Source organism: Selenomonas ruminantium subsp. lactilytica TAM6421, assembly GCF_000284095.1.
In the GTDB taxonomy this organism is placed as follows: Bacteria; Bacillota; Negativicutes; order Selenomonadales; family Selenomonadaceae; genus Selenomonas_A; species Selenomonas_A lactilytica.
The window spans coordinates 33,365-57,748 of the sequence record NC_017076.1; the positions used below are offsets into that span (position 1 = coordinate 33,365).

Below are 24,384 nucleotides of genomic sequence, written 5' to 3' on the forward strand. Positions count from 1 at the left end.
GGGGGAGTTTCTTATGTTGGCGGATTATCATGTGCATACGGATTTCAGCGATGATTCCCGTGAACCAATGGAGGAGCAGGCGAAAAAAGCTATTTCCCTGGGACTGAAGGTAATGTGCTTTACCGACCATGTGGATTATGGCATCAAGAAGGATTGGGACGAGGGCGATATTGAGTATCGCGGTGGCGATGGTATCGGTTTGGCGGCAGAGGAACTGCAACCCCTGGCCAACGTGGATTATCCCCAATACTTTGAAAATTTCAGCCGTGTTAAGGCAGAGTTTGCGAAAGAAATCGATTTGCGTTGCGGTTTGGAATTTGGGGTACAGGTTGGCACTATCCCAAAGTACGAGGCTTTGTTTGCGAAATACGCGGACAAGCTGGACTTTGTGCTGCTCTCCATCCATCAGGTGGAGAATAAGGAATTCTGGAATCAGGAATTTCAGCAGGGCCGTAGCCAGCGGGAGTATAACGAGCGGTATTATCAGGAAATGTACGATGTGATGAAGAAGTTCAAGCACTACTCGGTGCTGGCCCATCTGAATCTTATCAGCCGTTATGACAAGCAGGGGAAATATCCCTTTGCTGCAGTCCGGGATATGGTGGCGGAAATCCTGAAACTGGCCATCGCAGATGGCAAGGGCATCGAACTCAACACATCCTCCTGGCATTATGGCCTTGATGATACCATGCCAGCCCGTGATATTTTGCGGCTCTACAAGGATTTGGGAGGGAAAATCATCACCATTGGCTCCGATGCCCATTCAACCAAATATCTGGCTGACCATATGGAAGATGCCAGGGCTATCCTGCGGGATGAGATTGGCATGAAGGAAATCTACACGTTTAAGAATATGGAGTCTGTGGGGCATAAATTGTTGTGAAAATGGAGTTGATGGCATGAGCAAGATTATCTTTATTGATGTAGATGGTACGTTGGTGGATTATGACAATGTTTTGCCGACCTCGGCAGTGGATGTTATCCGCAAGGCCAGAGCCAACGGGCACAAGGTATATATCAGCACGGGCCGTAGCCGGGCAGAGGTTTATCAGGAAATTTGGGATATATCTGGTGCGTAAATTCACGGACGATAAGGAATATCTGGAGAAGGAACTGAAACATGCCCTGCCACGGGTGCAATGCCTGGAGATGAGCATTGAGCACATGACGGGCAAACTGGTGAATGAGTCATAAGGACGGTGAAGAATATGGACTTGAAAAGAATAGAAGGACAGCTGACGGTCTGCAAGCTCAAATCGACGGCAGCTATTGACCTGAATCAGGAGTTCTATTTCATTGGCAAGACCGATGAGGAGATATCTCTTGTATGTAAGACCGAAGATACCCCAACGAAAACGCTGGAGCGTGACGATGGCTGGCGGGCTTTTCGCATACAGGGAACCCTTGATTTTTCGCTGATAGGAATTTTGTCGAAAATATCATCCATCCTGGCTGAAAACAAGATAGGCATATTTGCGGTATCGACCTACAACACAGATTATATTCTGGTCAAAGAGGAGAATTTTGACGCGGCATTGATGGCTTTGGAGAAAAACGGATACAACATAGTGTAGTCATTTGAGAATGACTACACTATATTTTCTCTTGACTTAGAGCAAACTCCAAAGCGTAGACTATAACCAAACAATGAGTAGAGGGGCGTAGCCATGAACAGGAGAGATTTTCTGAAAGTCAGCGGCATACGAAAACCTTGGCAGAAACCACAGCCAAGGCTTTGGGGGCTGACCTTTACGAAATACGGCCAGAGCAACCCTACACTTCCCAGGATTTGAACTACAACGATGAAACCACCCGGGCCACGGTGGAACAGAAGGACGATAAGGCCCATCCGGCTCTGGCCGATAAGAATGCTAAGATTGCCGACTACGAAACCATAGTGCTGGCTTATCCCATCTGGTGGGGACAGGCTTCCCGTATTATGGACACCTTCGTGGAAAGCTATGATTTCACAAACAAAAAAATCACTGCCATCTGTACCTCCGGTGGCAGTGATATCGGCTCCAGTGCCGGTTATCTGGAAAAATCGCCAAGGGCAAGGCTCAGTGGAAGCCAGGCAAGCTCTTCAGCCCTCAGGCTTCGGCAGATGAGATAAAGAGTTGGTTCAATGGCTTAGGATTTTGATGTAAAAAGAAAACTGGTGCTAACCTTACGGCGGGCACCAGTTTTCTTGCACTTGGGGTTATTAGGGAATAGGGAAATGGGGATTATGATTTGAGTTTTTCCGAGCACTTGAGAATTTCATCGTAATGGGAAATCTTGTAGTCCAGCCGCTTCATGGTGGCTTGCAGCTGTTCCATCTGTTCCTGAAGCAGGGCACGCTGCTCTACCAGAATATCCTTGCGGGCTGCTTCGGTGCCTTCCTGAAAGAACAGGTTGACGTAGTCAATGAGGGCTTCTACCTGCACCCCGGCACCACGCATACATTTGGCAAATTCTACCCAACCGCAGGCGGTCTCGTCAAAGTCCCGGATGCCGTTTTCTTTACGGGGGACATGGGGGATAAGGCCAATCCGTTCATAATAGCGGATGGTGTCTGCAGACAAATCGTATTTCTTACTTACTTCCTTGATGGTCATATTTCTCACCTCGTTGTGGGGAAACTCATATCATGGATTAAGTGTAACAGTTGGAGTCCACTCCAAGTCAAGAACTTTTTAGGTTTCTGGCACTTTAGGTAGCTCCTGGTGGTAATTTTCCTCGAAAATAGCAGCTGCCGTTGCACATAAATCGGCACAGGGGCGTTCCGCATAATATTCCTTCGTACGTTTGGACGGTGTAGGCTGGTCATGCTTTTGCTCTAAGCCCAATAATTCGCGGCAGATGATGGAGCCTTTGCAATCTTGGAACTGCAGGACAAGTTCCTGGACTTTGCTGTACAAGGCTTTTTTCTTTTCATCGTCAGGTGTGTCGTAGCCGTCCGTTAATCCTATCAACAGGCATAGGGCTGAAACTGCACCGCAGACTTCACGGAGACGGCTGATGCCGCCTCCCATTGGTGAAGCCATTCGTAAAACAGTCTTGGGCTCCAATCCCTTTGCCTGCAAATAGTCCTCATAGGCCAGCAGCACAGACTGGGAGCAGTTGTAGCCGGAATTGAAATTTTCTTTTGCTTTTTGGGCACGAATTGACTGTTCAATAGTCATTGAATTGACCTCCATGTAAACAAAAAACTCATGGTCAAAAACCCATCAAATCAATTGGTTCCGAAACCTTGTCAGCTTTGTAGTTGCGGATGGATTCATCCATCATGGCAAGGGCTTTCTTGGAAATCTCCTTTGGAACCACTAATTCTCTTGGTTCAAGGACAATGCAGCCATTTTCATACTCTTTAACTTGGTAATAATCATATTTGGCTCCACGTAATGTCAAGCGGTGCTTGGCATCAAGGTGTGCCGTATAATCAACGACTACTGATGCTTCCATGATGATTTCTCCTTTCATGTGGGATATCCCACCCTTTATATCTATATTTTAGAGGATATGGCAAATTATGGCAAGTAAAATCTAGTGGAAATATTTTTATCACAGGTATTGACTTGAAGTTCACTCAAGGGTATAGACTTACAAACATCAGCTGAACGAAGAATGTTTGTAAGATAAAGTAAGGAGCAATTTCATGTATTTAGAGAAAGTCAATAGTCCCCAGGATATCAAAGGTTTTTCCCCGGAACAGCGTAAGGCACTGGCTCAGGAGATGCGGGATGTCATGCTGAAAAGAGCCAGCCTCCACGGCGGCCACTTCGGCCCCGATTTCGGCATTGTGGACAAAATCATAGCGGAATTGATACAAGCATACGACAAGAGAAATCCCTCGAAACCCTATAAAATAAGGGCTTCGAGGGATTTTTGCGTTGTGGAGAATATGCTTATAGGCTGGGAGCGGCTAATGCATGCCAGAATTTAGAGTTTGTGGTTTGGAGGGGGTGCATGGCTGAAAATGCCCGTTTGTAGTGTGTAGATACGCAGTAGAGGGGTGTTTGCAGGGTATGCAAAATAGCCTGCAATAAAGGAATAGAGCAGACTGTTGACGAATTTGTATGAAAGAACTAAGTAGATGGAGGTGGCGCTATGTGGCAGGAAAAATCGATGTGACATTTGATTTCACCAAGGATTCTCCTGGCTATTGGGATGGTTTTTGGGACCGGAATGAAGGACTGGGGGCAGGAGCATGTGACCCGGATGCTTGCAGCTCTACACTTCAAAGATATCATCAGCTGTTATGGAGCAGGACATTGCCTAATGGTGAAGCTTTTGAGCTGTTGCGAGGAACAGGCCACATGTATCTGAATTGGCGTGGTATGCGCTTCGGTAGTGATTCTATACTGGCCAGTTTTCGTTATCGGGACAATAGGAGTGTCATTGAGGCAGTTAAACGGTCTATGCCTGATTACCAAACATTCATGGAAGATTTTCTGCATAAGACGTATACCATTGGTGGAATGATAATCTTCCCCAAGCATCATGACAGTATGAATCAACGCCGGGGTACTGATAAACAGATACGCGACCGCTGGGATTTGACGCTGGAGTGTATCCGTAGATTTTATAATGGTGAAGCCAGTCCGCTGTCCGATGTGATGGAGCGGGACCGTGACTTCTTCGCACTATTTAATGACTTCAAGGGATACGTGGACTTCTTTTACTTGCAGGACTGTGTGACGGAAGATTACAAGAAGGTACGGTTTTGGCTGGGGGATGGTAGCTTTACTGATCAACCCTTACCGCAGACAGTTGAGGAATATTTGGCCTGGATTGCAGCTGAGCTGGATTTCGTGGAAAAGCGTAATGGCAGGATAAAGGCGGCGGTAGCATGAGGCTTTTCTGATGGTAACAATGGATTAGGATGTGCGATGATGAAAATAGCAACATGGAATGTAGAGCGACTAAAACATCAAACTTCCCTTGATAAAATGATTTCTGCCATTGAGGCCGTTCAAGCTGATATCCTTGTGCTTACTGAAACCGATGAGCGCATAAAACCAAATTATCGTTATAGTTTCCATACCCAAAAATTACATGGAGCACCAGCCGACTATCATATGCCGGGGCGTTATAAGGATTATGCCGTAGCTAATGTATACGCAGCTACGGAAAATAGGGTGTCTATCTATACTAACTATCCATGTGCCATGCAATATGAAACTTATGACAGATATACTGCCTTATGCATCGAATTAGAGACCGAAGCCGGGAATTTACTGGTGTATGGCACAATTATCGGTATCATCGGCAACCGGGATGAGTCGTTCAAGCAGGACTTGCTTCAGCAAGTAGGCGATTTTGAGCGTTTGTCAAAATTGGGGGATATATGCATCTGCGGGGATTTTAACTGTTCTTTTGCCGATAACTATTATTTTACGAACTTTGGCAGGGAGACACTCAGGGCATCTTTAACTCGTAACAAAATCTCCCTGCTCACGGGAAGTCAGCAGGAGTGTATCGATCATATTGCTATATCACGGAATTTTTTAGGTGTCGGTAATGTCACTATAACGGAGTGGAATTTGGATAAATCACTGTCAGATCACAAAGGAATTGTCGCTGAAATTAAGCTCAATTCAGATATGAGAGCGGAGGCGTTCGGTATGAATCTTAGTGAGATGGGTTTTCGTGGCTTATATCGCAACTTCACTATTTTGCAATTAACAGAGCGGCTAAAATGTGCTGCTAATGAATTCCCTGGAGCAAATAACGCAGAGTATGCCCTGGTTTATGGGTATATTGACCATACTGCTGGTCTTACTCTTGAGATTTTATCGCTAGGCAATAAAAGTGGAGATGGATTTGAATTTGAAAATGGAAACAACGATATACGCTCATTCATCAGGGTAGGAGCAGTGAAAGACTGTATATTTTACAATGCTGATAACAACGAAGAGTATACGCCTCAGTACCGTGAGAAAATAGAAATGCTGAAGGGGTATACATCATCAGAAGATATAGAAAAAATTCGTGACATGACATTCTTGGACACTTGTCGGAGTGCGGAGTACCCCGATGATGTTTTGGTATATTTGTTCAAGGAAGGTTGCAAGCCTGAAGGATGCTGGGTAAGAGTTGAGAAAATTGCTGAGCCTGGATTAGCTGGCATTCTGCTAAATGAGCCTGACCAAAATATAGGATGTCATGCAGGTGACATGATACAATTTGGCATTCAGCAATTAAAGGACGGAACCATAGTCTGTTTCTCGAATTTTGATTGAGGTAAGAGTCTATCTTGTGATGACCAAACGGCACAGCTATGAAGGGAGAGCATAATGCCATTAGAAATCGTACGTAACGACATAACGAAAATGCAGGTTGATGCCATTGTAAATACGGCGAACCCAAAGCCAATAGTGGGTGGGGGCGTTGACCGGGCGATACACAAGGCGGCAGGAGCAGAGCTGCTGGTGGCACGGAAGAAAATCGGTGCCATTGCTACAGGTAAGGCAGAGGTTACACCAGCCTATGGCCTTCATGCCAAGTTTGTCATCCACACAGTAGGGCCAGTCTGGCAGGACGGGGGACATGGGGAGCGGGAACTGTTGTCCGATTGCTATGCAAATTCCCTAAAGCTGGCGGCAGAGAATGGTTGCAGTTCTATAGCCTTTCCGCTTATTTCGGCAGGCGTATTTTGCTGCCCCTCGGAGATAGCCATAGCAGTGGCAACTCAGGCTATTAGGGATTTTTTGGCAGACCACGATATGGATGTCTATCTGGTGGTGTTTGACCATAAGGCGTTCAAAATCTCCAGTAGCCTGTTTGAGGATGTGCAGAGTTTCATTGATGAGAGATACATCGAGAAACGTCTGGCCGAGGAATATCGCGGGGATATGCGGGAAAGGCGCACGGTTTTTGAAGAAGCGCAAGAAGATGGATTTTTCGATATTCCGCAGTGGATGGGGAAATCAAAGGAACGTTCTCTGGAAGATTTGCTAGATGAGATTGACGATACCTTCTCTGAGGCATTGCTCAGGATTATCGACGCCAAGGGCAAGACAGACCCGGAAGTTTATAAGCGAGCCAATGTTGACCGCAAGCTATTCTCGAAAATCCGCAACAATCCTGCCTACAAGCCAAGTAAGGCAACAGCATTGGCTTTTGCGGTAGCCTTGGAGCTGAATCTGGATGAAACCAAGGATTTTATCGGACGGGCAGGCTATGCTCTGTCTCGTAGCAGTAAGTCGGATATTATCGTGGAGTACTTCATCCAGCATGGAGAGTTTGACATCATCACCATCAACGAAACGCTCTTTGCCTTCGAGCAGCCACTCCTCGGTTGTTGATTTGTCGCACAGCAGGCGACCATACCAGCGTAGGATTTTGCTAGAATAGAACCATCAAAGGAAAAGGAGTGATTGCTATGCTGGGAGCAATTGTTGGTGACATTGTAGGTTCTGTTTACGAGTGGAACAATATCAAGACAAAAGATTTTCCGTTGTTCCGGGATGACTGCTTCTTCACGGATGATACGGTCATGACCTGTGCCGTGGCTGAGGCTATCATGAACGGTGGGGAGAAGGATGACTTTATCGATGCCATGAAGAAATATGGCAGGATGTACCCTGATGCTGGCTATGGTGGCAGGTTTGGGGCATGGCTGTTCTCAGACAACCGTGAGCCGTATAACAGTTTTGGCAATGGCTCAGCCATGCGGGTGGCTCCCTGTGCCTGGGGGATGGACTGCGGCTTTTGTGCCAGAACGGGAATGTGGCCATCAAATGGCAGAGCCGGAGCAAGGTTATCTGCGGAGGTTACGCATAATCATCCAGAGGGTATTAAGGGAGCCATGGCAACTGCCGATGCAATATTCATGAACCGCTTTAACTTTGGTGGCTATTACCTTGATTATGGAAAGCCCATCAATGATAATCCGGAAGAATGCAAAAGACTTGTCAAGGAGCATATCGAGAAGGAGTATGGTTACGATTTGTCTCGTACTCTGGATGATATTCGCCCTGGCTACCAGTTTAACGAAACCTGTCAGGACACCGTGCCTCAGGCCATAATAGCATTTCTGGAAAGCACGGACTTTGAGGACGCTATACGCAATGCCATATCCCTTGGTGGTGACAGCGACACGCTGGCGGCAATCACCGGTAGCATTGCTGAAGCTGCCTACGGTATTCCTGACTGGATTAAGGATAAGGCATATTCCTATCTGGATGAGCCGCTGAAGGATGTGCTACGGCGGTGGAGAAAGTATATAAGCAACATCAATGGTGATCGCGGAGCATTTCACACGATGCTTACCGGCATGAATGAATATCTCCGCAACAACCCTTAGGTGTGATGTGGTGAAGTTTTCAAGGCGCTGGAGGAGGGGACGACCGAGCAGGAGGGAACCATGAACCTATCAGATAATGTAACACGGGATATGTTGGCTGATGTTATCGAGCAGGCGCTGGAAGATATTGAAGCACATAGGTCAGAGGCTAGAGCGGCTTACGAGGCAGATAACAGCGATTCGTTCCATATGAATATGGATATAATGTTTGGGCTGGCTATTGATGTTTTTCGGTCACGCCTGTCTACATTGTGTGAAGATGAATGCAATGAGAATAGGAATTCAAAAGGCAGTTAAGGAACTTTTTATAGAAGGGATGGCGCTGGATGTGTCAAAAGGGTGAGTTCTATAAAGAATTGGCGATATATGTGTATGAAAAATTCGGTCTGACGAAGGATGACATCTTAGCCATGGGGGAGGAAGAACTCAACACATTATACGAAAAGGCCTGCGATAATGAAACAGATGAAGTTTGCAGGTGTGAGGATATTGACTACGGAGACAATAAAGAATTGAAATTAGCAGAAGATTTTTCAGATTGGTTGGCAGATCTATGATAATGTCGCATGACAGGCGACCAAAGGCCCCCTTGTCTTAGGTAGAATAAAACTATCAAAGATAAGGGGGCGTTTTCAATGAAGAAAGGATTAACAGAAATCGTGTTTATTCTGGATAGGAGTGGCTCCATGAGCGGCTTGGAGGCTGATACCATCGGCGGCTTCAACTCACTCATCAAGAAGCAGCGGAAGGAGCCAGGAGAGGCTATTGTTTCCACAGTGTTGTTTGATGATACCTGCGATGTCATCCACGACAGGGTGCCGATGGAAAAGGTAGCAAAGCTGACGGAAGATACCTACTTTGTCCGTGGTTGCACGGCACTGCTGGATGCCGTAGGTGGTGCTATTCACCATATCGGTAACATTCACAAGTATGCTCGTGATGAGGATAGGCCGGAGAAGACGCTGTTCATCATCACCACCGATGGCATGGAAAATGCCAGTCGGCGGTATACTTACAAGAAGGTCAAGAAGATGGTGGAGCGGCAGAAGGAGAAGTACGGTTGGGAGTTTCTGTTCCTGGGGGCCAATATGGATGCCATAGCAGCTGCAGGGAATATCGGCATCCATGCTGACAGGGCGGCTACCTACCAGTGTGATGCGGAAGGGACGGCTCTCAACTATGAAGTACTAGAGGAAGCTATCCACCATGTGCGTAACTTCTCTGAGCCACTGGCACCTTGTTGGATGCGTAAGATTGATGAGGATGTAAAGCGGCGTGGCGGCAGAAAATAAAAGCGACTATGAGGCTGCTCGGCAGATGGCTGGGCAGTCTTTTTGTTCGGTTTTGCTAGAGAACAGCCCCTCTCTGGTGTATAATGGATATTGAAAATTATAGGAACGAACGGGAGATTTACATTGAAGGTACTGAATTTTTATGGCGGCGCTGGCATTGGCAAGAGTACCATCGCCGCTGACATATTTTCGAAGCTGAAGCGCAAGGGGCATAAGACGGAATTGGTAGGTGAATACGCTAAGTGGCTGTGGTATCAGAACGCCACAGACATAGTAGAAGACCAGCTATACCTTTTTGCCGAGCAGGTACATCGGCTGAAGACGCTGGAACGGTATGGCGTAGAGTATGCGGTCTGTGATTCGTCCCTACCGTTGAATATCATCTACAACAACACGCCGGATGAGCTATTTGATCAGCTGGTGATGCATGAACATGCCAAGTTTGACAATGTGGAATACCTTCTGCGGCGCAATGACGAGTTTATCAGCATCGATGGGCGCAAGGAGACCAATCTGGAACGGGCAAAGATGAAGGACGAGGAAATCAAGGTAGTTCTGGAGGGGGCTGGGATTAGCTATACGGTCATATCTCCTTGGGAGACAGACAAGGTACTGCTGGACTTGAAGATGAAGTGAGGTGCGGGCAATGAAGGTATATTTTGCTGGCTCCATCCGTGATGTGGTGTTGAAATAAGCTGCTTTATTAGAAGTTTAAGTTTTAGGCGATGGAGATACGAGTTGATGAAAAGTATAGAAGTCGTTGCCGCTGCAATATATAAAGATGGCAAGGTATTGGCTGCACAGCGGGGCTATGGTGAATTTAAGGGCGGTTGGGAATTTCCAGGGGGAAAAGTTGAGCCTGGAGAATCGCTTGAGGAAGCGATTGTGCGCGAAATTCAAGAAGAAATGGAAACGATGATTGAAGTCGGTGAAAAGATCGGAATCGTTGAGTATGATTACCCCAACTTTCACCTCAAGATGCACTGCTTCTGGGCAAAGGTAAAAGAAGGAGAATTTAAGCTCTTAGAACATGATGAAGTTATGTGGTTAGATAAGAAGAGTATCCAAACTTTACAGTGGTTGCCGGCAGATGTGGAGCTAGTGGAGAAAGTTGCGAAGAGATTGGATTATCATTCATGACGAATTACTGGCGTTATAGTCAGCGATATATTTTTAGAGGTGATAACTAAATGTCCATATTTTATGTATATCAAAATCAGACGTACCAGCATGAACATGACGGTGGCTATGTATGGTCGCCACAACGTGATAAAAGAGGTTGTGAGAATCAAGGATATAAAATCATGACGGAGATACGTAAGGGTGATTTCATCATCCATCATGCTAGCACAGCTATTCAGGCGGTAGGAATAGCCACTTCTGATTGTTATGAATCACAGCAGCCGCGGGCGCTGAAAGATGCTAAGACGGATGTGGATTGGGATAATGATGGCTATCGCGTGGATGTAGACTACGTTGACTTCGATGTGCCACTCGATATGCGTACGTGTAAGTCGTGGCTGGCAGAGCATTGGACACAGAATAGTGCTTTCAATCGCAAGGGTATGGGAAAACAGCAGTACATGTGTCATGTGTCTAATGAACACGTGCTATTTTTGATGGAACAGTCACTAAAGCATCAACGCCGCACTTCCGTCAAAGAAATTATAGAGCGGGTTATGGTGCAGGCTGGTGGTAGGTTTGCATCGAGGCGTCACTGATTACGCCAAAGTGGCATTGTTATTACAATGTGGAGTGTTTGCTGTGTTAATCTGTCGATGAGGTGCTGCTGGATTTGAAGAAGAAATGAGGCTCATAATATGAAGGTGTATTTTGCAGGCTCCATCCGTGGGGGGCGGCAGGACGTAGAGCTCTACCGCAAGGTTATAGCGGTTTTAAAGGAGAGACACCAGGTGCTTACTGAGCATGTGGGCGACCTTAGTTTGTCTACGGTGGAAGACAAAGGTGATAAAGCCATATATGAACAGGATACAGCTTGGTTGCGGGAATGTGACATTGTGGTAGCAGAATGTACACAGGTGTCATTAGGCGTAGGCTATGAACTGGCTTATGCTGAGGCGCATGGCAAGGAAGTACATATTTTCTATCGTCCCCAGGAGACGCAGCTCTCGGCTATGCTATCGGGGAATGAACGGTTCCACATCCACAGATATGCTGATGAAAATGAGATATTGGCATGGGCGAGAGGACTTGATGAGGCGCTTACGTGTGTTAAAGTATATAAGCAGAGCGGATTGGAAGTGCCGGTGCAGACGGATATAAGTGAATAGACAAATGAAATATGAAGTTTTCCGAAGAGCAATGCATAGAAAGGCCTCGAAGCCTTATAAAATGAGCGACTACGAGGCCTTTTTGTATTAATGGGGTATGCTGGGGATGAGCAGGTATGTCTGAGCCTGTTTATGGTAACTCACAGTTTCTCATAATAATCACGTATCTTCTTGGCCATCAACGCACGGCGTTCCTTCAAAAATTCAGGGTAATCAGATGAGGTCATTGTGGTAATTCTATGGGGGATACAGTTGGCATCCAGATTTTCCCAGAAAACGGATTCCTCTGCAATTGTACCGCAGGTGAGCTTGTCAGTACCACATTGTGACAGTGCTTGATTGAAATAATCGTTTGGGGCCTTTTTGCCCACGGCAATGTTGACCGTGGTATCGAGATAGGTATAGTTCGCCACTTGGTTATAAAGTGATTTGTCGTTATAACCGTTTTGCTTCAGATACTCCTTGGGGAAGATGTGATGAACATCCCCGGCTACAGTAATAAGGTGCTCCACTTTGGAGGTGGTGGACAACAAGGAATGATCACCGAAGAAAACTTGCGCTGCTAAGTAAGTATTGAAATAAGGGCTGCTGATGGAGGAAGTCTCCATACTCTGCACGAGGCGTACGTTCCAGAAGGTATCAGAGAGCATAGATTCTTCATTTTCCTTGAAGAATATTAAAAAGCCCTTGTCCTTGATACCGCGCAAGTCCCTGTCCATCTGAGATTCTGGAGAGGAAATATAGCGCCCGGTCAGGACTGAGAGTACGAACCATTTCTGAATGTATCGCTTGATTTCGGTCTTTGCCACTTCGTCACCGTTCTGCAGGATGAGGAAAAGGGTATATGCAAAATCTAGTGTCATCATTGAGTTTATTAGCTTGGAAGAGATGAAACCGGCAGACTTGATGGCTAGTACAAATTGCTTGAAGTTGTATTCGCTCATGAAATTCAGTATGCCGTTCGCCAGCTTCTTAAAGCTGTTCTCTGCGATTTCCTCCTTAAAGGAGCGGTCCTTGAAATCCCTGCCGGAGAGAAGACTCACCAAGTCACCCAGTTTGCCACGATTGAACTGGTGCATGAAGGAAACACGCAGCATATCATTATATTCCGGGTCGTAGATGTCATCGTAATCGTCCTTAAGCCATTTCATCTTGGCACCGTAGGGAGACTGCATGAACTCAGCATCCACGGTTTTCAGTTTGCTGTAGAATGCTGGTTCTACGGCGAGGTGGCAGAAATAATCGATGGCTTTGCGGAGTAGGTTGCCACCATAGCCTTCGTCAGCAGCAATTTTAGACATGGCGAAATCAGCTTCATTGAGCCGCTTCCCCTGGGAATTGATGCGCACGAAGATTTCTGTTACTTCACTAATATCCAGTTGTGGTATAAGCTCAATGGCTCCGATTTGGCAATTCTGTATACCGAGTAGTTTCAGGATTGCTTTATTGACTTCACTTTTCGAGACGGAGGGGTTCTTCGCCGTGAATTCTTCAATAAAGCCATAGCTGTCGAATTCTGGCTTGAATACTTCGGAAATATCTGCAATCCACATGGGACTCTTAATGTGGACGGGGGTATGTACGGCAAACCGTTCTTCATCCTCACCTGCAATGGGGTTGAAGGCAATGCGGATGGGTTTTTCTTCGTAATTTTCAGTTAGTATGTTCTGTCCGGCTATGGCTGCCATGAGTGCTGTGATACGTTGCTGTCCATCGATGAGGATTTTCTTTCCTACGGAACTGGAGCCATCCTTAAGCTTCACGTTTCCGTTTTGCCAGATTATGATGTAACCGGTGGGGTAGCCGTTGTATAGAGAATCTATCAGGTCACGCACTTTGCTGGCCTTCCAGACAAAAGGACGTTGGATTTCAGGAATGGCGATGTTGCCTCCTTCAATGAAGCCCAATAGGGTATTTACAGAATATTGATTTACATTATATTTGCTCATTGGTTGTTCCTCAATTCTATATGTGGGGGGGAATCCACACTACAGGTATAACTTGACGACTAAAAGCTAATTTCGAGGCAGAAGCGATTAAATCCTGCTGATATTTTAGAATGTATACCAAAAGAGACTACTATTTACTGAAAAATCTGTTTTTTATGCAGAGATGTAATGAAGGAGCAACTCAAGACGTTTGACAAAATCTTGTGGGTATTGTTCGATGAGCGGACAAAACTGGTGTATGATGGAGCGTCGCAGAAACGCTGAAATCAAAGGAAATTTATGATAGGCTTATAGAGGGGGATGGTCAGCTGGATTGGTGGTCGGGGACCCCTTACGCCATCATGGAGATGCATCCTTCTTCCTGTGCAGGGAGCTGATACCCGGTTTTCTTAACGGCATTACCGGTGAGTATGTCACCCCGAAAGGGTATTTCGTGGATGAAGCTGAGGCAGAGGATTTTGACAAAGCCTTTCCCCATAAGGAAAGAATGGTGCTGCCGGGGCAGATTTTCTAAGCTAAGGCACTATCTGTTCGATGGATTCTTTGATTTTGAACACATCGACTACGAGTTCCTTTTCGTGAAGTTCGTCGATGTAACAGATGGCGTGTTTTTTGTCGATGGTTGCTTTGAGCAGCTTGCCCTGCTGCCCATCTTTTTCGTAGCGGCCTTTGAACCAGCTGGCCTTTTCCTTGTCTGCTGTCCATGACAGTCCATAGAATGCCCGGTTGGGGCTTACACCGCGGTATACGGTTATGGAAGTGGGGAGGCTGTCGAAGTAGGCCTGCTCGTCTGGTGTCATTAGTTTTGTGGCCTTGCGGAAGTATGCGACAATTTCTTCCCGGCTCACATTTTTATCCTGGTTGGGGTCTTCTTCGTCCAACCAGGATTTTTTTAGGTACAGAGAAAAATCCTCCACATCCATATATTCGCAGCACTTTTTGAACCAGGTCATTTTGTCGGGGTTGGGAATCCGGCCGTAAAGTTCCGCAAGGGTACTGGCAGGAGTAGGGGGAGGAGAGGTCAGCAGGGAGAGGGTTGCATTTTCGATTTCTTGCAGATTGGTTTTCATGGGAATCACCTTTCAGGATGGGATTTGATTTTTAGAAGCCGGAAAACCTGCTCAGCCGTATCGGTCAGGTTTTGGCGGGCAGTGCCCGGTTCCATGGCATCCTGCAGTGTAGTAACCTGCCGCAGGATGGGGAAATAGGCGTCTATGCCGTGTTCGTTGCATATTCTTGCATCCGGTGCCACGCAGCCGGAGAAAGCTATGACCGGTTTGGCGTGGCTTTTGGCAATTTGGGCTACGCCGATGGGAGCTTTGCCCATGACGGTCTGACCGTCAAGCTGCCCTTCGCCTGTGACAACAATGTCGGCATGGGCAATATGGTCTTCCAGCTTTGTTTCCGTCATGACGATATGGATGCCGGATTCTAATTTGGCGTTGGTGAAGGTCAGGAAGGCAAAACCAAGGCCACCGGCAGCTCCGGCTCCGGGAGCGTCAGGATTGGCATGGGGGTATTTTGCCTGGGCAAGCTCTGCATAACGCGTTAGCCATCTATCCATTTGGGAAATCATATTGGGGGGAGCACCCTTTTGTGGCCCGAAGACAGCACTGCATCCTTCCGGTCCGCAAAGGGGATTGGTGACATCACAGGCGATACGGAAGGTACAATCTTTAATTTCCGGCAGGACATCGCTGTCATCAATAGCGGCCAGTTTTTCCAACGCAAGGGCATTATGGGAGACAGGATTCCCCATGTCGTCCAGCATTTTGTATCCTAAGGCCTGCAGCATACCCAGCCCGCCGTCGTTGGTGGCACTGCCGCCGATGCCGATAATAAAGTGACGGCAGCCCTTGCGGATGGCATCCAGCAGCATCTCACCAACTCCGTAGGTAGTGGTGTAGAGGGGATTGCGTTTTCCCTTCGGCACCAGGGTAATTCCGGCAGCGGCCGCCATTTCCATGATGGCGGTTTTTTCAGTGGCGAGAATGCCATATTGGGCAATTATTGGCTCGTCTAAAGGGCCTGTTACTTTTACCGTTTGCAGTTCGCCTCCCATGCCAATGGTAAGGGCTTCAACCGTTCCCTCGCCGCCATCGGCCAAAGGCAGGATTTTTATATTGCCCCCAGGGCAGGCACGGAGAATACCTGTGGCGGCAGCTTCTCCAGCCTCTAAGGAACTTAGGCTCCCTTTGAAGGAATCAATGGCAATTACGATGTTCAAAATAACTCTTCCTTTCCGGCAATCTTATCAGGCAAGATTTTCCCCTGCCTTTTCCAGAATCCTCATCTGCTCCAAGGTTTGCTCTTTCGTTACCAGAGGTGGTGCTCCGTTGATGATTGTTTCATACAGGGCATCATAATAGCGTGCATAGTCACCTTTTACGGTGGGAACTTTTTCTTCGTGATAGAGACCTTCCTCGTCGTAGTAAGTCAAAGTCCCGTAATGTTCCGGGCTGTCCAGGCCAAAATCATCATGTCCGGCTGGCAGGTAAAACTTCTTCAAATCCGCTTCCTGCCGGTCTTCGGTTTCCTTGATGAATACGCCCCTTGTGCCGTATACGGCAAAGCTGGGGCGGGGCTTGGCCCGGAAATAGCTGGACTTTACCGAGACCTTCAGTCCGTCGTAGAAAAAGGCAAAATCAAAATAGTCGTTCATGCGGCCTGGCCCCAGGAGCTGCCGTACATCGCTATGAATATCTTCGGGACTGCCGAAATAGGAAAGCACCTGGTCTACCGTATGGCAGGCATGGGTGTATAGAAAGGCATGGTCTTTTCGATAGGAATTTTCTCCTTCCGGCACATGGGGGCGGTAGTAGTCATAATGCATATTGATTTCGAAAAGTTCGCCCAGCTTGCCGGATTCGATAACCTGCTGAGTGGTAAGGAAATCACTGTCGAAACGGCGGTTTTGGTAGCATTCCAAGGTAAGCCCTTTTTCCTCAGCCAAACGGAACATTTCTTCCGCATCTGCAAGGCTCAGGGCAAAGGGCTTTTCCACTACGCAATGTTTCCCAGCATTTAGTACCTGCTCCACTAAAGATTTATGGCCATCTACGGGAGTGCAGATAATCACGGCCTGGATTTCCTGGTCAGCGAGCATTTCATTTAGATTATCCGTATACATGATGCCGTCAAAAGGAGCCCAGCCGCCTTTGCCCAAAGTCCGCTGGTAAACGGTCTTGACTTTGATTTTTCCCGGCCTGTTCAGGGCAAAGGGCAGATGATAGCGGTTGGTGCTTTTGCCGTTGCCGATATAGCCGATTACGAGTTCCTGCTTTTTATTCATAGGTAACCTCCAAATCTATCCCTGTACGGATGAAGCGATATAAAAGCCGATAAGGGCAGCTCCCAGCCCCAACAAGATGTTTGTTCCCATATTGGCAAAGGCAAGAAACAGACTGCCACCGCGGATAAGGGTTAAGGTTTCCATGCTGAAAGATGAAAAGGTTGTAAATCCGCCTAAGAACCCAACCGTTAGCAAGAGGCGAAGGGATTCAGGCAGCATATGTGTGGATTTTGCCAAAGGGAGCAGGAATCCCAGCACAAGTGCCATAAGGAAACTGCCCAATGTGTTGACGAATAGGGTACCGAAAGGAAACGTAAGACCAAATCTGGCACCAATCGCCAATGTGGCAAGATAACGGCATATGGCACCCAGTCCGCCGCCGATGAAAACGTAAAATAGCTGCATGATATTCCTCCCATTATACTTCAGCTACAATGCTTCCGATTTTCGTGTAAATCATGCCGTTTTTCCCACGGTCAGAACGCAGGAGCGAGATTTCAGATACATCCATGGTGTCTGTCGGAAGTTGCTGTAGCAGCTTATCCATGCTGCCGATAATCTCAGCTCTTCGAACCATGGTGATATGGGGAGAGAATTTTTTGCGGTCATAGGGGATTTCCTGTTCGGCAAGAGCCCGTCTGAGCTGGCGTACACAGGCGGAAAGGGACTCATTGGGGGATATTCCTGTCCAAAGGGTATCATGGAAGGTTCCTGCCCCATCGAGCTGAATGGTAAAGGGCGTAAAAGATACTGAGGATATGGCATCCATAACGACATCGGGATTGCCGTATTCCCCGATAAAGGCAAGGGTCAGGTGCATGTTTTCAGCAGGAACGAAATATCCCCGCACGCCGATGCCCCGCCAATGCTGCTGGAGGTTCAGGAGAGAGTCCTGCATGGCTCCAGTAATGGATATGGCAAGAAAAAGTCTCATGGTGAAAACTCCTTGTTTTTTGTTTCTATTATCATTCTATCATGATAGGACGATGGCGTCGATTGTATGGACGGAGACAAAAAAATTCCTGCTACTTGGGGATAGCAGGAATTGTATTTGGGAAGCTTCAAGTAGTTTTCTATATTATGCCAATCAAATATTGCACCAGCAGGGACATGCAGGCTACTGCTGCCCAGCAGCAGAGTCCCAGGAAGATGGGCCTTAGCCCGTGTTTCACAAGTTCGCCCAATCTGGTATTGAGGCCGATGGCTGTCATGGCCATAACAATAGCGAATTTGCCGCAGGTGCCAAGCGTCTGGGAGAGGGTTTCGGGCAGAATGCCAGTGGTGTTGACGATGGAAGCCACCACAAACCAAAGGATAAACCAGGGGAAGATTTTCCGGAAGTTAAATCCAGCACCAGCGTTGGCTTTTTCTCGTACCATCAGCAGGGCAAAAATCAGGCAGACAGGTACAATCATCAGAGCCCGGGTGAGCTTTACGATGGTGGCCAGCCCGCCAGCTTCTTCGCTATAGGAATATCCGGCTGCCACAACGGAAGATGTATCGTTTACCGCTGTACCGGCCCACATGCCAAAGCCCAGGTCAGACATATTCATCAGATGCCCCAAAAAGGGAAAGATAAATACAGCCAGCACATTGAAGAGAAAGATAGTGGAGATGGAAAAGGCAATATCCTTGTCCTTGGCACCAATGACCGGTGCAACAGCCGCAATGGCCGAGCCACCACAGATGGCAGTGCCTGCACCAATAAGAGTAGTGGTATTGCGGTCAAGATGCAGCATTTTGCCTACGCCCAAGGCCACCACAAAGGCCGTCAGCAGGGTGAATATCATGACGGAAAAGGACTGGCTGCCAATAGCCAGCACATGGAAGAGGTTCATTTCAAAGCCCAGCAGGATGATGGCATATTGGAGTATCTTCTTGCCTGTAAAAGCGATGCCTGGCTCTAAAGAGGATGGCCGCTTTATCCCCGCCAACATCATGCCCAGCAGTATGCCAAATACCGGCCCGCCGATAATGGGGAACTGTCTGCCTAAAAGCCAAGCTGGTATGGCAATGACCAAAGCCAGCAAAATACCTCGGATGTGTTCTTTCTTCATTGTATTAGGATGCCTCCTCGAATATCGTTACGGAAACATCCTAGCACTTGCTAGGTAAATTGTAAAATACTATGATTTAATGATTTGTATAGGTTATTGCCTATGATTCTGCATCGAAATTTCTGCAGAGGGCCATAAATCTTTCCATAGCTGGAGTAAGGTATTTGTTGATATGGCAGACAATCCGAAAGCTTCGGGTAAAGGAGATGCCGGGGATGGCAAAAGTTACCAGTTTTCCAGATGCCAACTCTTGTCTGGCTACCCGCTCGGACAAAACTGCTACCCCGAAGCCCGCCATAACTGCCTGTTTGATGCTTTCGGAGTTGTTGTAAGTACCGATAATGTTGGAGGTTAGGCCCTTTTCTGCCATTATCCGCATGAATATTTCCCGGGTGCCGCTGCCTTCTTCACGGGTAATGAAATCCAGCTGGGCCAGGTCGGCAATGGTACGGGGCAGGGGATTATCTGGGGCTGTCAGAAATACCAGTTCATCGGCCATAAAGGGTGTTTCCCTTAAGTAGGGGGAATGTATTTTCCCTTCCACTAATGCCAAATCCAATTCATCATTTAGTAGGGCTTTTTCCAATGTGGCCGTATTGTGAATGTAAGAAAATACCCGTTGCCCGCAGGATTTGCGGAACCTGTCCAGCAAAGGGATAAATACGCTTTCTCCCACGGATAGGGTAGCACCAATCCGCAGAGGAGAGCCCTTGGCAAAATCCCGCATGGCAGATTCTGACCGGTCAACAAGGCCTACAATATGACGGGCATATTGCAGAAGCTCCTCCCCTGCGGCGGTCAAAAACAGCCTCTTGCTCAGCCGCTCAAAAAGCCTTGTTCCATAATGTTCCTCTAGTTCCCGGATAGCCTGACTTACCGAGGGCTGGGAAATATGCAGTTTTTCGGCGGCCCGGGTCATGCCGCCTTCGTCATGAACGCAAAGAAAAATCTGAAAATGGCGTAAGGTCATAGAAGGGCTCCTTAAGGCAGACGTTTTTCAAAACGGAACATCCCCTCGGGGAATTGTTCATCATGTTCTTCCTCGTCATCCTTAGGGTCAGGATGATGGGCGTTAAAGAACTCCACGATATGAAACCCGCAGCGGTTCACATAAAAGTGGATGTTACGCTTTTCGAAATAGGGTGTTACGGTCTCCCACAACTTGACCTCAGGATACATTTTTTCTACCGCACACCATGCGGCATAGCCGATTCCCTTGCTGTGAGCATTGGGGGAGACAAATAGAATCTCCAGCTCGCCATGACTGCCGTCAACTTTTACGATAAGGCCGCCAACAGGCTGGGATTCCTGCATAATGCGGTAGGCGGTGCCTTCGGCAATGGATTTTTCAATGGTGTCTCGGGAGATGATTTCGCCATCTTCTTCAAAATGGTTGTCCCGCAGGCCAAATTCTTCCATAGCTCCGTAGTTAAAGGCGTCCTGATTGTCGCGGATAAATTTTTCCTTGTCCTCTGCCTGCAGGGGCACAAGGGTTATTTCTGTATTTTGCATCATCGTTCGCACTTCCTTTTCCCAATTATACCATATTGTGGATGATGACTTCTGCTAATATAATAAAGAGAGGTCAAAATAGATGCTGTAGCAGACAGATGAGGTGTATCATGAAAAGCAGAGTAACCGTTCTTGTGGAAAATACGGCAGCGGATGAATCAACTCTTGAGTCGGAACATGGGCTATCCCTGTATATTGAAACGCCGGAGACAAAATTTATCTTCGACTGCGGCCACACAGGGCTGGCCTGGAAAAATGCAGGGAAACTAGGAATTGATTTGCAGGTTGTGAAAATGGTGGTATTGAGCCATTCCCATTATGACCATGGGGGAGGTTTTCCTGCTCTCCTGAAGTATTGTCAGCCCAAGACCTTGTATACGGGTAGAAATTTTTGGCAGGAGAAATACTCTTATGATAAGGAAAGCGGAGAATACCTTTATAAAGGCTGCGGCTTTACCGCCGATGACTTGGCAAAGTGGCAGGTTGAGCAAAAGGTATGCGTTGATTCCTTGCCGATAGATGATTATGCCAGCATCATTACCGGCTTTGACCGGCAGTATACCTTTGAGGATATCCCGGAGAAATTCTGCCGGGGCGGGCAGAAGGAAGCGGACCCTTTTAACGATGAAATATGCCTGCTTCTAAAAGAGGGGGATGGACTTGCGATGGTGGTGGGATGTTCTCACCGCGGGATACTCAACATGGTGGCTGCGGTAAAGAACAAGACCGGCCAGCCTGTGCGACGAATAATCGGCGGCATTCATCTGAGTAAGGCTAGTAAGGAAAGGATGGAACAGACTTTGCAGGAATTGCGGAGCCTGGGCGTTCAGGAGCTAAACCTTTGCCACTGTTCCGGGGCAGAGGTGCCGGGACGGATTTCGACAGGTTCTGTAATTGAAATTGGGTAGAGATTATCATAGCAGCTGGCAAAGAAAACCAGTCTTCCTCGCAAAAATTGCGGAGAAGACTGGTTTTTGTACAAATATCAGGTTTGCAGGATAAGCAGTGGACTTAATTTGTGGCGTTTAATTCACAGTCCATGTCTTTTGTGACTGTTTTGGCTGTGGTGGCCATATACATGGTGGACAGGAGCAGCAACGCCAGCGAACATAAGAGCAGGCAGGCGTGCTGACTGCCTAGGGCGGTTGCCTGAGGCAGGCTGTCAGGCATATAGGCCTGGGGGGCGGAAACGATGGTGGCGATAACCGCCGTACCGATGGCTCCGGCCAGCTGCTGCATGGTGTTGAAGATGGCATTACCATCAGCCTTATATTGCTGGGGAAGCTGATTCAGGCCATGCACCATGATATTGCCTGAGGAAAAGGCCTGTCCCAAGGGAAAGACCATATAGATAAGGGCTAAGGTAATGGCTGTGGCTGCTGAAAGCAGATTATAAAAAAGCAGCATCGCCGTCAGCACCAGCAGGCATCCCAGCACGATAGGGCGTTTGGCTCCAAAGCGGTCAAGTAGGCGGCCGCTGATGGGAGCCAGCATTGCCCCGAGCAGGCAGCCAGACAGCAGGATACAGCCAGCGATAAAGGAATTTTCCCCCAACACAATTTGGGCAAAGTTGGGGATGAAGAAACCCAGACCAAGGCAGATGAATTGCAGGAGCAGCAGAGCGAGGACACTTAAAGAGAAGGAGAAAGCTTTTCAGCCTGGCTACTGCTAAAAAACACGTGATTTGCTCTAAATCAATTTGCATGATACATACCTCGGCTTTGCACATTGAAGGATTGCCTTAAATACTGCCAACTCTTCCAATCAAAAGTCAATTATTCATTCCATGCGAGGGCCTGGGCCATCATATTCGCAAAGAATGAAATCACCAAGAGGCTTTCCGTGGTAAGTAACGGTGATGTCTTCCGGGGTGTTAGGGTTATCTGCCTCCAAATAGATGTCCCGGATGTCTATGAGTTCCGTGGTTTCGTACCATTTGTAGTCCTTGCAGTAAAAGAACTTTCCCAGGTGCTCGAAAGAGTAGTACTTGTCATCATACTCCCCGTACTCGATATAGCTGTTCAGCTCTGAGTCCCATACTGCGTTCGGATATGCTTTGATTATCATGAAGATTCACTCCCTGAATTTCTGCCGGACGAAGTTGATAAGCAGACGCTCCCCAGCATAGACTTGCCTACCTTTTTTCGTGACGACAAAGCCCTGTTGGGACAGTCCTTTTATTGGGATAGCGGAAAGGCCGCTGCCTGTGGGAATGCCATTGCCGGTAAGAATGGAAAAGGCGATTCCCTGACGGACGATATTCCAGATGGTGGAAAGGTGCGGGGAGTAGTGGAGCACATGGGGCGTTAGCTTTTGCTTCCGGCATTTTTCCAGTATCTCGTGGGTCAAAATGAAGTTTCGTCCCAATAACACCAATGGGTAATTTGTTGCTTCCGCCAAGGTGATGGATTTTTGACAAGTCAATTCGTGGTCTGTGGGCACGCACAGGCAAATGGGCCAGTCCGACAGTTTACGCAGGGTGAGAGTGTTGCGGTCATCTGCATCGTGGACGAAAGCCAAATCAACTTCTTCTCGCTCCACCATATCCAGGGCCTCTCCACCAGCGGGTTCCGTGATTTCCAGCTCGATTTCCGGGTGGAGCTTTCTGAACTCCCTCAGGAGCAAAGGCAGTATAATCGTGGCAATCTGTGAGGGAAGGGCAATTTGCAGGCGGTTGTGGCGGTGGGCGATTTCCCGTACGCTTCCTTCAAAACGCTTGACCTGCTTGAGCATGGTTTCCACCTCATGGAGCAGGGCGTGGCCCTCCTCCGTAAGCTGGATATTGCGGCCCACATGGCGGAAGAGGTTCAGTCCCGTTTCTTCCTCGATATTCTTCATAGCCAAACTGAGAGTGGACTGGGACATATGCAGGGCATCCGCTGCCCGGGTTACGTTTTCGTAACGGCAGACTTCAGCGTAATATTGCATTTGCTGGATATTCATACTGGTACCTCCCTTTTCTTCAGCATATAACAATCAATCGATTTTCTCAATAGATAAATCGATTATAAGTGTTTTTCATTAGCGGGGCTTTGCGATATGATAAAGCCAACAAGAGAAACACAGGTTAACGTGAAGACGAGGAGGTTTTGACCATGAAAAAAGAAATGATGAACTGGGCAGCTAAGATGATGATGCAGGCTCATAAGGATGTCAGCCGCTATCAGGCAGCTATGCAACAGAAAAAGGATATGTCGCCTGCTGAGAAGAATATGCTCTATGGCCGTTACCTAAAGGATATGAACGAAGCAATCTGACAGGAAAAACTATCCCCGTAGCGAAATACAAAGCTATGGAGATAGTTTTGTATACGAAGGGGGACTTGTGATGAATGAACACGCCTATCTTGACCATGCGGCTGTTACGGTGGCAGATATTGACTGGACGCTGGCTTTCTTTGAGGATGTTTTGGGCATGTCCGTAACCCGGCGGCGGGAAGCGGAGGGTAAGCTCCAACAGGTTTGGCTGAATGGAGGCATCCAGCTTGTAGCCGCACCGGATAATGCAGGAAGCGGTCAGGCTCATCATTTGGGACTGAGGGTACGAGATTTTAAGGAAACCCTGGCAAAGATGTTGGCTTACGAAGGCGTGCATCCAGTAGAGGGCAAGCCGGAAAAATGGGTGCAGCTGCCAGATGGCTTATTGCTGGAGCTGTTCCCGATTGAGGATTAAGGGAAAAAGGCCGGAAGTCCGGCCTTTCA

33 protein-coding genes and 3 pseudogenes are annotated in these 24,384 nt (G+C 47.6%); 21 read left to right on the forward strand and 15 right to left on the reverse strand.

Annotated elements, in window-relative coordinates; genetic code table 11:
- Nucleotides 1-13: 13 nt before the first annotated feature.
- The 5 genes and pseudogenes from SELR_RS14610 (at nucleotide 14) to SELR_RS14630 (ending at nucleotide 2,113) form a co-directional block, all read left to right on the forward strand.
- Entirely contained in the window at nucleotides 14-883 is an 870-nt protein-coding gene (locus SELR_RS14610) for a histidinol-phosphatase HisJ family protein (RefSeq protein WP_014430923.1), read from the forward strand.
- Between the two features lie 16 nt (nucleotides 884-899).
- A pseudogene (locus tag SELR_RS18485) lies at nucleotides 900-1,067 on the forward strand (HAD hydrolase family protein); the annotation flags it as partial.
- 4 nt (nucleotides 1,068-1,071) lie between these two features.
- Nucleotides 1,072-1,194 (forward strand): hypothetical protein, encoded by a 123-nt coding sequence (locus tag SELR_RS19155; RefSeq protein ID WP_014430925.1) that lies wholly within the window; start codon nucleotides 1,072-1,074, stop codon nucleotides 1,192-1,194.
- A 14-nt stretch (nucleotides 1,195-1,208) separates the two neighbouring features.
- Entirely contained in the window at nucleotides 1,209-1,574 is a 366-nt protein-coding gene (locus tag SELR_RS14625; RefSeq protein WP_014430926.1) for an ACT domain-containing protein, read from the forward strand.
- A 137-nt stretch (nucleotides 1,575-1,711) separates the two neighbouring features.
- Complete coding sequence (locus tag SELR_RS14630) at nucleotides 1,712-2,113, forward strand: flavodoxin (RefSeq protein WP_014430927.1); 402 nt, start codon at nucleotides 1,712-1,714, stop codon at nucleotides 2,111-2,113.
- Nucleotides 2,114-2,225: 112 nt separating this feature from the next.
- On the opposite strand, the gene SELR_RS14635 is transcribed toward SELR_RS14630, so the two are convergent.
- From SELR_RS14635 to SELR_RS14645, 3 genes are all read right to left on the reverse strand, one after another.
- Nucleotides 2,226-2,597: a MerR family transcriptional regulator gene (locus tag SELR_RS14635; RefSeq protein WP_014430928.1), complete on the reverse strand. Its 372-nt coding sequence runs from the start codon at nucleotides 2,595-2,597 to the stop codon at nucleotides 2,226-2,228.
- Nucleotides 2,598-2,675: 78 nt separating this feature from the next.
- Nucleotides 2,676-3,164, reverse strand: coding sequence for a C-GCAxxG-C-C family protein (locus SELR_RS14640; RefSeq protein WP_014430929.1), 489 nt, complete (start codon nucleotides 3,162-3,164; stop codon nucleotides 2,676-2,678).
- A 34-nt stretch (nucleotides 3,165-3,198) separates the two neighbouring features.
- Nucleotides 3,199-3,444, reverse strand: a complete 246-nt coding sequence (locus SELR_RS14645) for a hypothetical protein (RefSeq protein ID WP_014430930.1) — start codon at nucleotides 3,442-3,444, stop codon at nucleotides 3,199-3,201.
- A 193-nt stretch (nucleotides 3,445-3,637) separates the two neighbouring features.
- On the opposite strand from SELR_RS14645, the pseudogene SELR_RS18695 reads away from it, so the two are divergent.
- The 12 genes and pseudogenes from SELR_RS18695 to SELR_RS14705 form a co-directional block, all read left to right on the forward strand.
- Nucleotides 3,638-3,799, forward strand: a pseudogene (locus SELR_RS18695) (1-deoxy-D-xylulose-5-phosphate synthase N-terminal domain-containing protein); the annotation flags it as partial.
- A gap of 292 nt (nucleotides 3,800-4,091) precedes the next feature.
- Entirely contained in the window at nucleotides 4,092-4,835 is a 744-nt protein-coding gene (locus SELR_RS14655; RefSeq protein ID WP_014430932.1) for a DUF6994 family protein, read from the forward strand.
- Nucleotides 4,836-4,874: 39 nt separating this feature from the next.
- Entirely contained in the window at nucleotides 4,875-6,224 is a 1,350-nt protein-coding gene (locus tag SELR_RS17995; RefSeq protein ID WP_050992824.1) for an endonuclease/exonuclease/phosphatase family protein, read from the forward strand.
- Between the two features lie 54 nt (nucleotides 6,225-6,278).
- Nucleotides 6,279-7,289, forward strand: a complete 1,011-nt coding sequence (locus SELR_RS14665; protein WP_014430934.1) for a macro domain-containing protein — start codon at nucleotides 6,279-6,281, stop codon at nucleotides 7,287-7,289.
- Between the two features lie 77 nt (nucleotides 7,290-7,366).
- Entirely contained in the window at nucleotides 7,367-8,290 is a 924-nt protein-coding gene (locus tag SELR_RS14670; RefSeq protein WP_014430935.1) for an ADP-ribosylglycohydrolase family protein, read from the forward strand.
- Between the two features lie 60 nt (nucleotides 8,291-8,350).
- Nucleotides 8,351-8,587: a hypothetical protein gene (locus tag SELR_RS14675; protein WP_014430936.1), complete on the forward strand. Its 237-nt coding sequence runs from the start codon at nucleotides 8,351-8,353 to the stop codon at nucleotides 8,585-8,587.
- A gap of 29 nt (nucleotides 8,588-8,616) precedes the next feature.
- Complete coding sequence (locus SELR_RS14680; protein WP_014430937.1) at nucleotides 8,617-8,847, forward strand: hypothetical protein; 231 nt, start codon at nucleotides 8,617-8,619, stop codon at nucleotides 8,845-8,847.
- 78 nt (nucleotides 8,848-8,925) lie between these two features.
- A complete protein-coding gene (locus SELR_RS14685; RefSeq protein WP_014430938.1) occupies nucleotides 8,926-9,582 on the forward strand; it encodes a vWA domain-containing protein in 657 nt (218 codons plus the stop codon).
- A 123-nt stretch (nucleotides 9,583-9,705) separates the two neighbouring features.
- Nucleotides 9,706-10,218, forward strand: a complete 513-nt coding sequence (locus SELR_RS14690; protein WP_014430939.1) for an AAA family ATPase — start codon at nucleotides 9,706-9,708, stop codon at nucleotides 10,216-10,218.
- 105 nt (nucleotides 10,219-10,323) lie between these two features.
- Complete coding sequence (locus SELR_RS14695; RefSeq protein ID WP_014430940.1) at nucleotides 10,324-10,722, forward strand: (deoxy)nucleoside triphosphate pyrophosphohydrolase; 399 nt, start codon at nucleotides 10,324-10,326, stop codon at nucleotides 10,720-10,722.
- Between the two features lie 50 nt (nucleotides 10,723-10,772).
- Complete coding sequence (locus SELR_RS14700) at nucleotides 10,773-11,303, forward strand: hypothetical protein (protein WP_014430941.1); 531 nt, start codon at nucleotides 10,773-10,775, stop codon at nucleotides 11,301-11,303.
- Nucleotides 11,304-11,402: 99 nt separating this feature from the next.
- Nucleotides 11,403-11,873, forward strand: a complete 471-nt coding sequence (locus SELR_RS14705; protein ID WP_014430942.1) for a nucleoside 2-deoxyribosyltransferase — start codon at nucleotides 11,403-11,405, stop codon at nucleotides 11,871-11,873.
- A gap of 140 nt (nucleotides 11,874-12,013) precedes the next feature.
- Here SELR_RS14705 and SELR_RS14710 read toward each other — a convergent pair whose 3' ends face one another.
- Nucleotides 12,014-13,822 (reverse strand): GmrSD restriction endonuclease domain-containing protein, encoded by a 1,809-nt coding sequence (locus tag SELR_RS14710; RefSeq protein WP_014430943.1) that lies wholly within the window; start codon nucleotides 13,820-13,822, stop codon nucleotides 12,014-12,016.
- A gap of 316 nt (nucleotides 13,823-14,138) precedes the next feature.
- Here SELR_RS14710 and SELR_RS14715 point away from each other — a divergent pair, with 316 nt between their 5' ends.
- A complete protein-coding gene (locus SELR_RS14715; RefSeq protein WP_102013506.1) occupies nucleotides 14,139-14,336 on the forward strand; it encodes a hypothetical protein in 198 nt (65 codons plus the stop codon).
- A gap of 1 nt (nucleotide 14,337) precedes the next feature.
- Here the strand turns inward: SELR_RS14715 and SELR_RS14720 are convergent, their stop codons facing one another.
- From SELR_RS14720 to SELR_RS14755, 8 genes are all read right to left on the reverse strand, one after another.
- Nucleotides 14,338-14,892 carry a hypothetical protein gene (locus SELR_RS14720; protein ID WP_014430945.1) on the reverse strand — a complete coding sequence of 185 codons (555 nt, stop codon included), beginning with the start codon at nucleotides 14,890-14,892 and terminating at the stop codon, nucleotides 14,338-14,340.
- 5 nt (nucleotides 14,893-14,897) lie between these two features.
- The gene (locus tag SELR_RS14725) at nucleotides 14,898-16,049 is read right to left on the reverse strand and encodes a glycerate kinase family protein (RefSeq protein WP_014430946.1); all 1,152 of its coding nucleotides are present in this window, start codon (nucleotides 16,047-16,049) and stop codon (nucleotides 14,898-14,900) included.
- 27 nt (nucleotides 16,050-16,076) lie between these two features.
- Complete coding sequence (locus SELR_RS14730; RefSeq protein ID WP_014430947.1) at nucleotides 16,077-17,114, reverse strand: Gfo/Idh/MocA family oxidoreductase; 1,038 nt, start codon at nucleotides 17,112-17,114, stop codon at nucleotides 16,077-16,079.
- 15 nt (nucleotides 17,115-17,129) lie between these two features.
- Nucleotides 17,130-17,519, reverse strand: a complete 390-nt coding sequence (gene crcB, locus SELR_RS14735) for a fluoride efflux transporter CrcB (RefSeq protein ID WP_014430948.1) — start codon at nucleotides 17,517-17,519, stop codon at nucleotides 17,130-17,132.
- A 13-nt stretch (nucleotides 17,520-17,532) separates the two neighbouring features.
- Entirely contained in the window at nucleotides 17,533-18,048 is a 516-nt protein-coding gene (gene thpR / locus SELR_RS14740; protein WP_014430949.1) for an RNA 2',3'-cyclic phosphodiesterase, read from the reverse strand.
- Nucleotides 18,049-18,187: 139 nt separating this feature from the next.
- Nucleotides 18,188-19,171 carry a YeiH family protein gene (locus tag SELR_RS14745; RefSeq protein ID WP_014430950.1) on the reverse strand — a complete coding sequence of 328 codons (984 nt, stop codon included), beginning with the start codon at nucleotides 19,169-19,171 and terminating at the stop codon, nucleotides 18,188-18,190.
- A 100-nt stretch (nucleotides 19,172-19,271) separates the two neighbouring features.
- Nucleotides 19,272-20,141 carry a LysR family transcriptional regulator gene (locus SELR_RS14750; protein ID WP_014430951.1) on the reverse strand — a complete coding sequence of 290 codons (870 nt, stop codon included), beginning with the start codon at nucleotides 20,139-20,141 and terminating at the stop codon, nucleotides 19,272-19,274.
- 11 nt (nucleotides 20,142-20,152) lie between these two features.
- The gene (locus SELR_RS14755) at nucleotides 20,153-20,686 is read right to left on the reverse strand and encodes a GNAT family N-acetyltransferase (protein ID WP_014430952.1); all 534 of its coding nucleotides are present in this window, start codon (nucleotides 20,684-20,686) and stop codon (nucleotides 20,153-20,155) included.
- Nucleotides 20,687-20,793: 107 nt separating this feature from the next.
- Between SELR_RS14755 and SELR_RS14760 the strand changes: the two genes are divergently transcribed.
- Nucleotides 20,794-21,591: an MBL fold metallo-hydrolase gene (locus SELR_RS14760; protein WP_014430953.1), complete on the forward strand. Its 798-nt coding sequence runs from the start codon at nucleotides 20,794-20,796 to the stop codon at nucleotides 21,589-21,591.
- Between the two features lie 361 nt (nucleotides 21,592-21,952).
- Here the strand turns inward: SELR_RS14760 and SELR_RS19570 are convergent.
- The 3 genes and pseudogenes from SELR_RS19570 to SELR_RS14775 form a co-directional block, all read right to left on the reverse strand.
- Nucleotides 21,953-22,303 (reverse strand): annotated as a pseudogene (locus tag SELR_RS19570) (MFS transporter); the annotation flags it as partial.
- Between the two features lie 159 nt (nucleotides 22,304-22,462).
- Complete coding sequence (locus tag SELR_RS14770) at nucleotides 22,463-22,750, reverse strand: hypothetical protein (protein WP_014430955.1); 288 nt, start codon at nucleotides 22,748-22,750, stop codon at nucleotides 22,463-22,465.
- A gap of 6 nt (nucleotides 22,751-22,756) precedes the next feature.
- Nucleotides 22,757-23,626, reverse strand: coding sequence for a LysR family transcriptional regulator (locus tag SELR_RS14775; protein ID WP_041914865.1), 870 nt, complete (start codon nucleotides 23,624-23,626; stop codon nucleotides 22,757-22,759).
- Nucleotides 23,627-23,778: 152 nt separating this feature from the next.
- Between SELR_RS14775 and SELR_RS19065 the strand changes: the two genes are divergently transcribed.
- The gene (locus SELR_RS19065) at nucleotides 23,779-23,940 is read left to right on the forward strand and encodes a hypothetical protein (RefSeq protein WP_014430957.1); all 162 of its coding nucleotides are present in this window, start codon (nucleotides 23,779-23,781) and stop codon (nucleotides 23,938-23,940) included.
- 70 nt (nucleotides 23,941-24,010) lie between these two features.
- A complete protein-coding gene (locus tag SELR_RS14780) occupies nucleotides 24,011-24,355 on the forward strand; it encodes a VOC family protein (protein ID WP_014430958.1) in 345 nt (114 codons plus the stop codon).
- The last annotated feature ends 29 nt before the right edge of the window (nucleotides 24,356-24,384 follow it).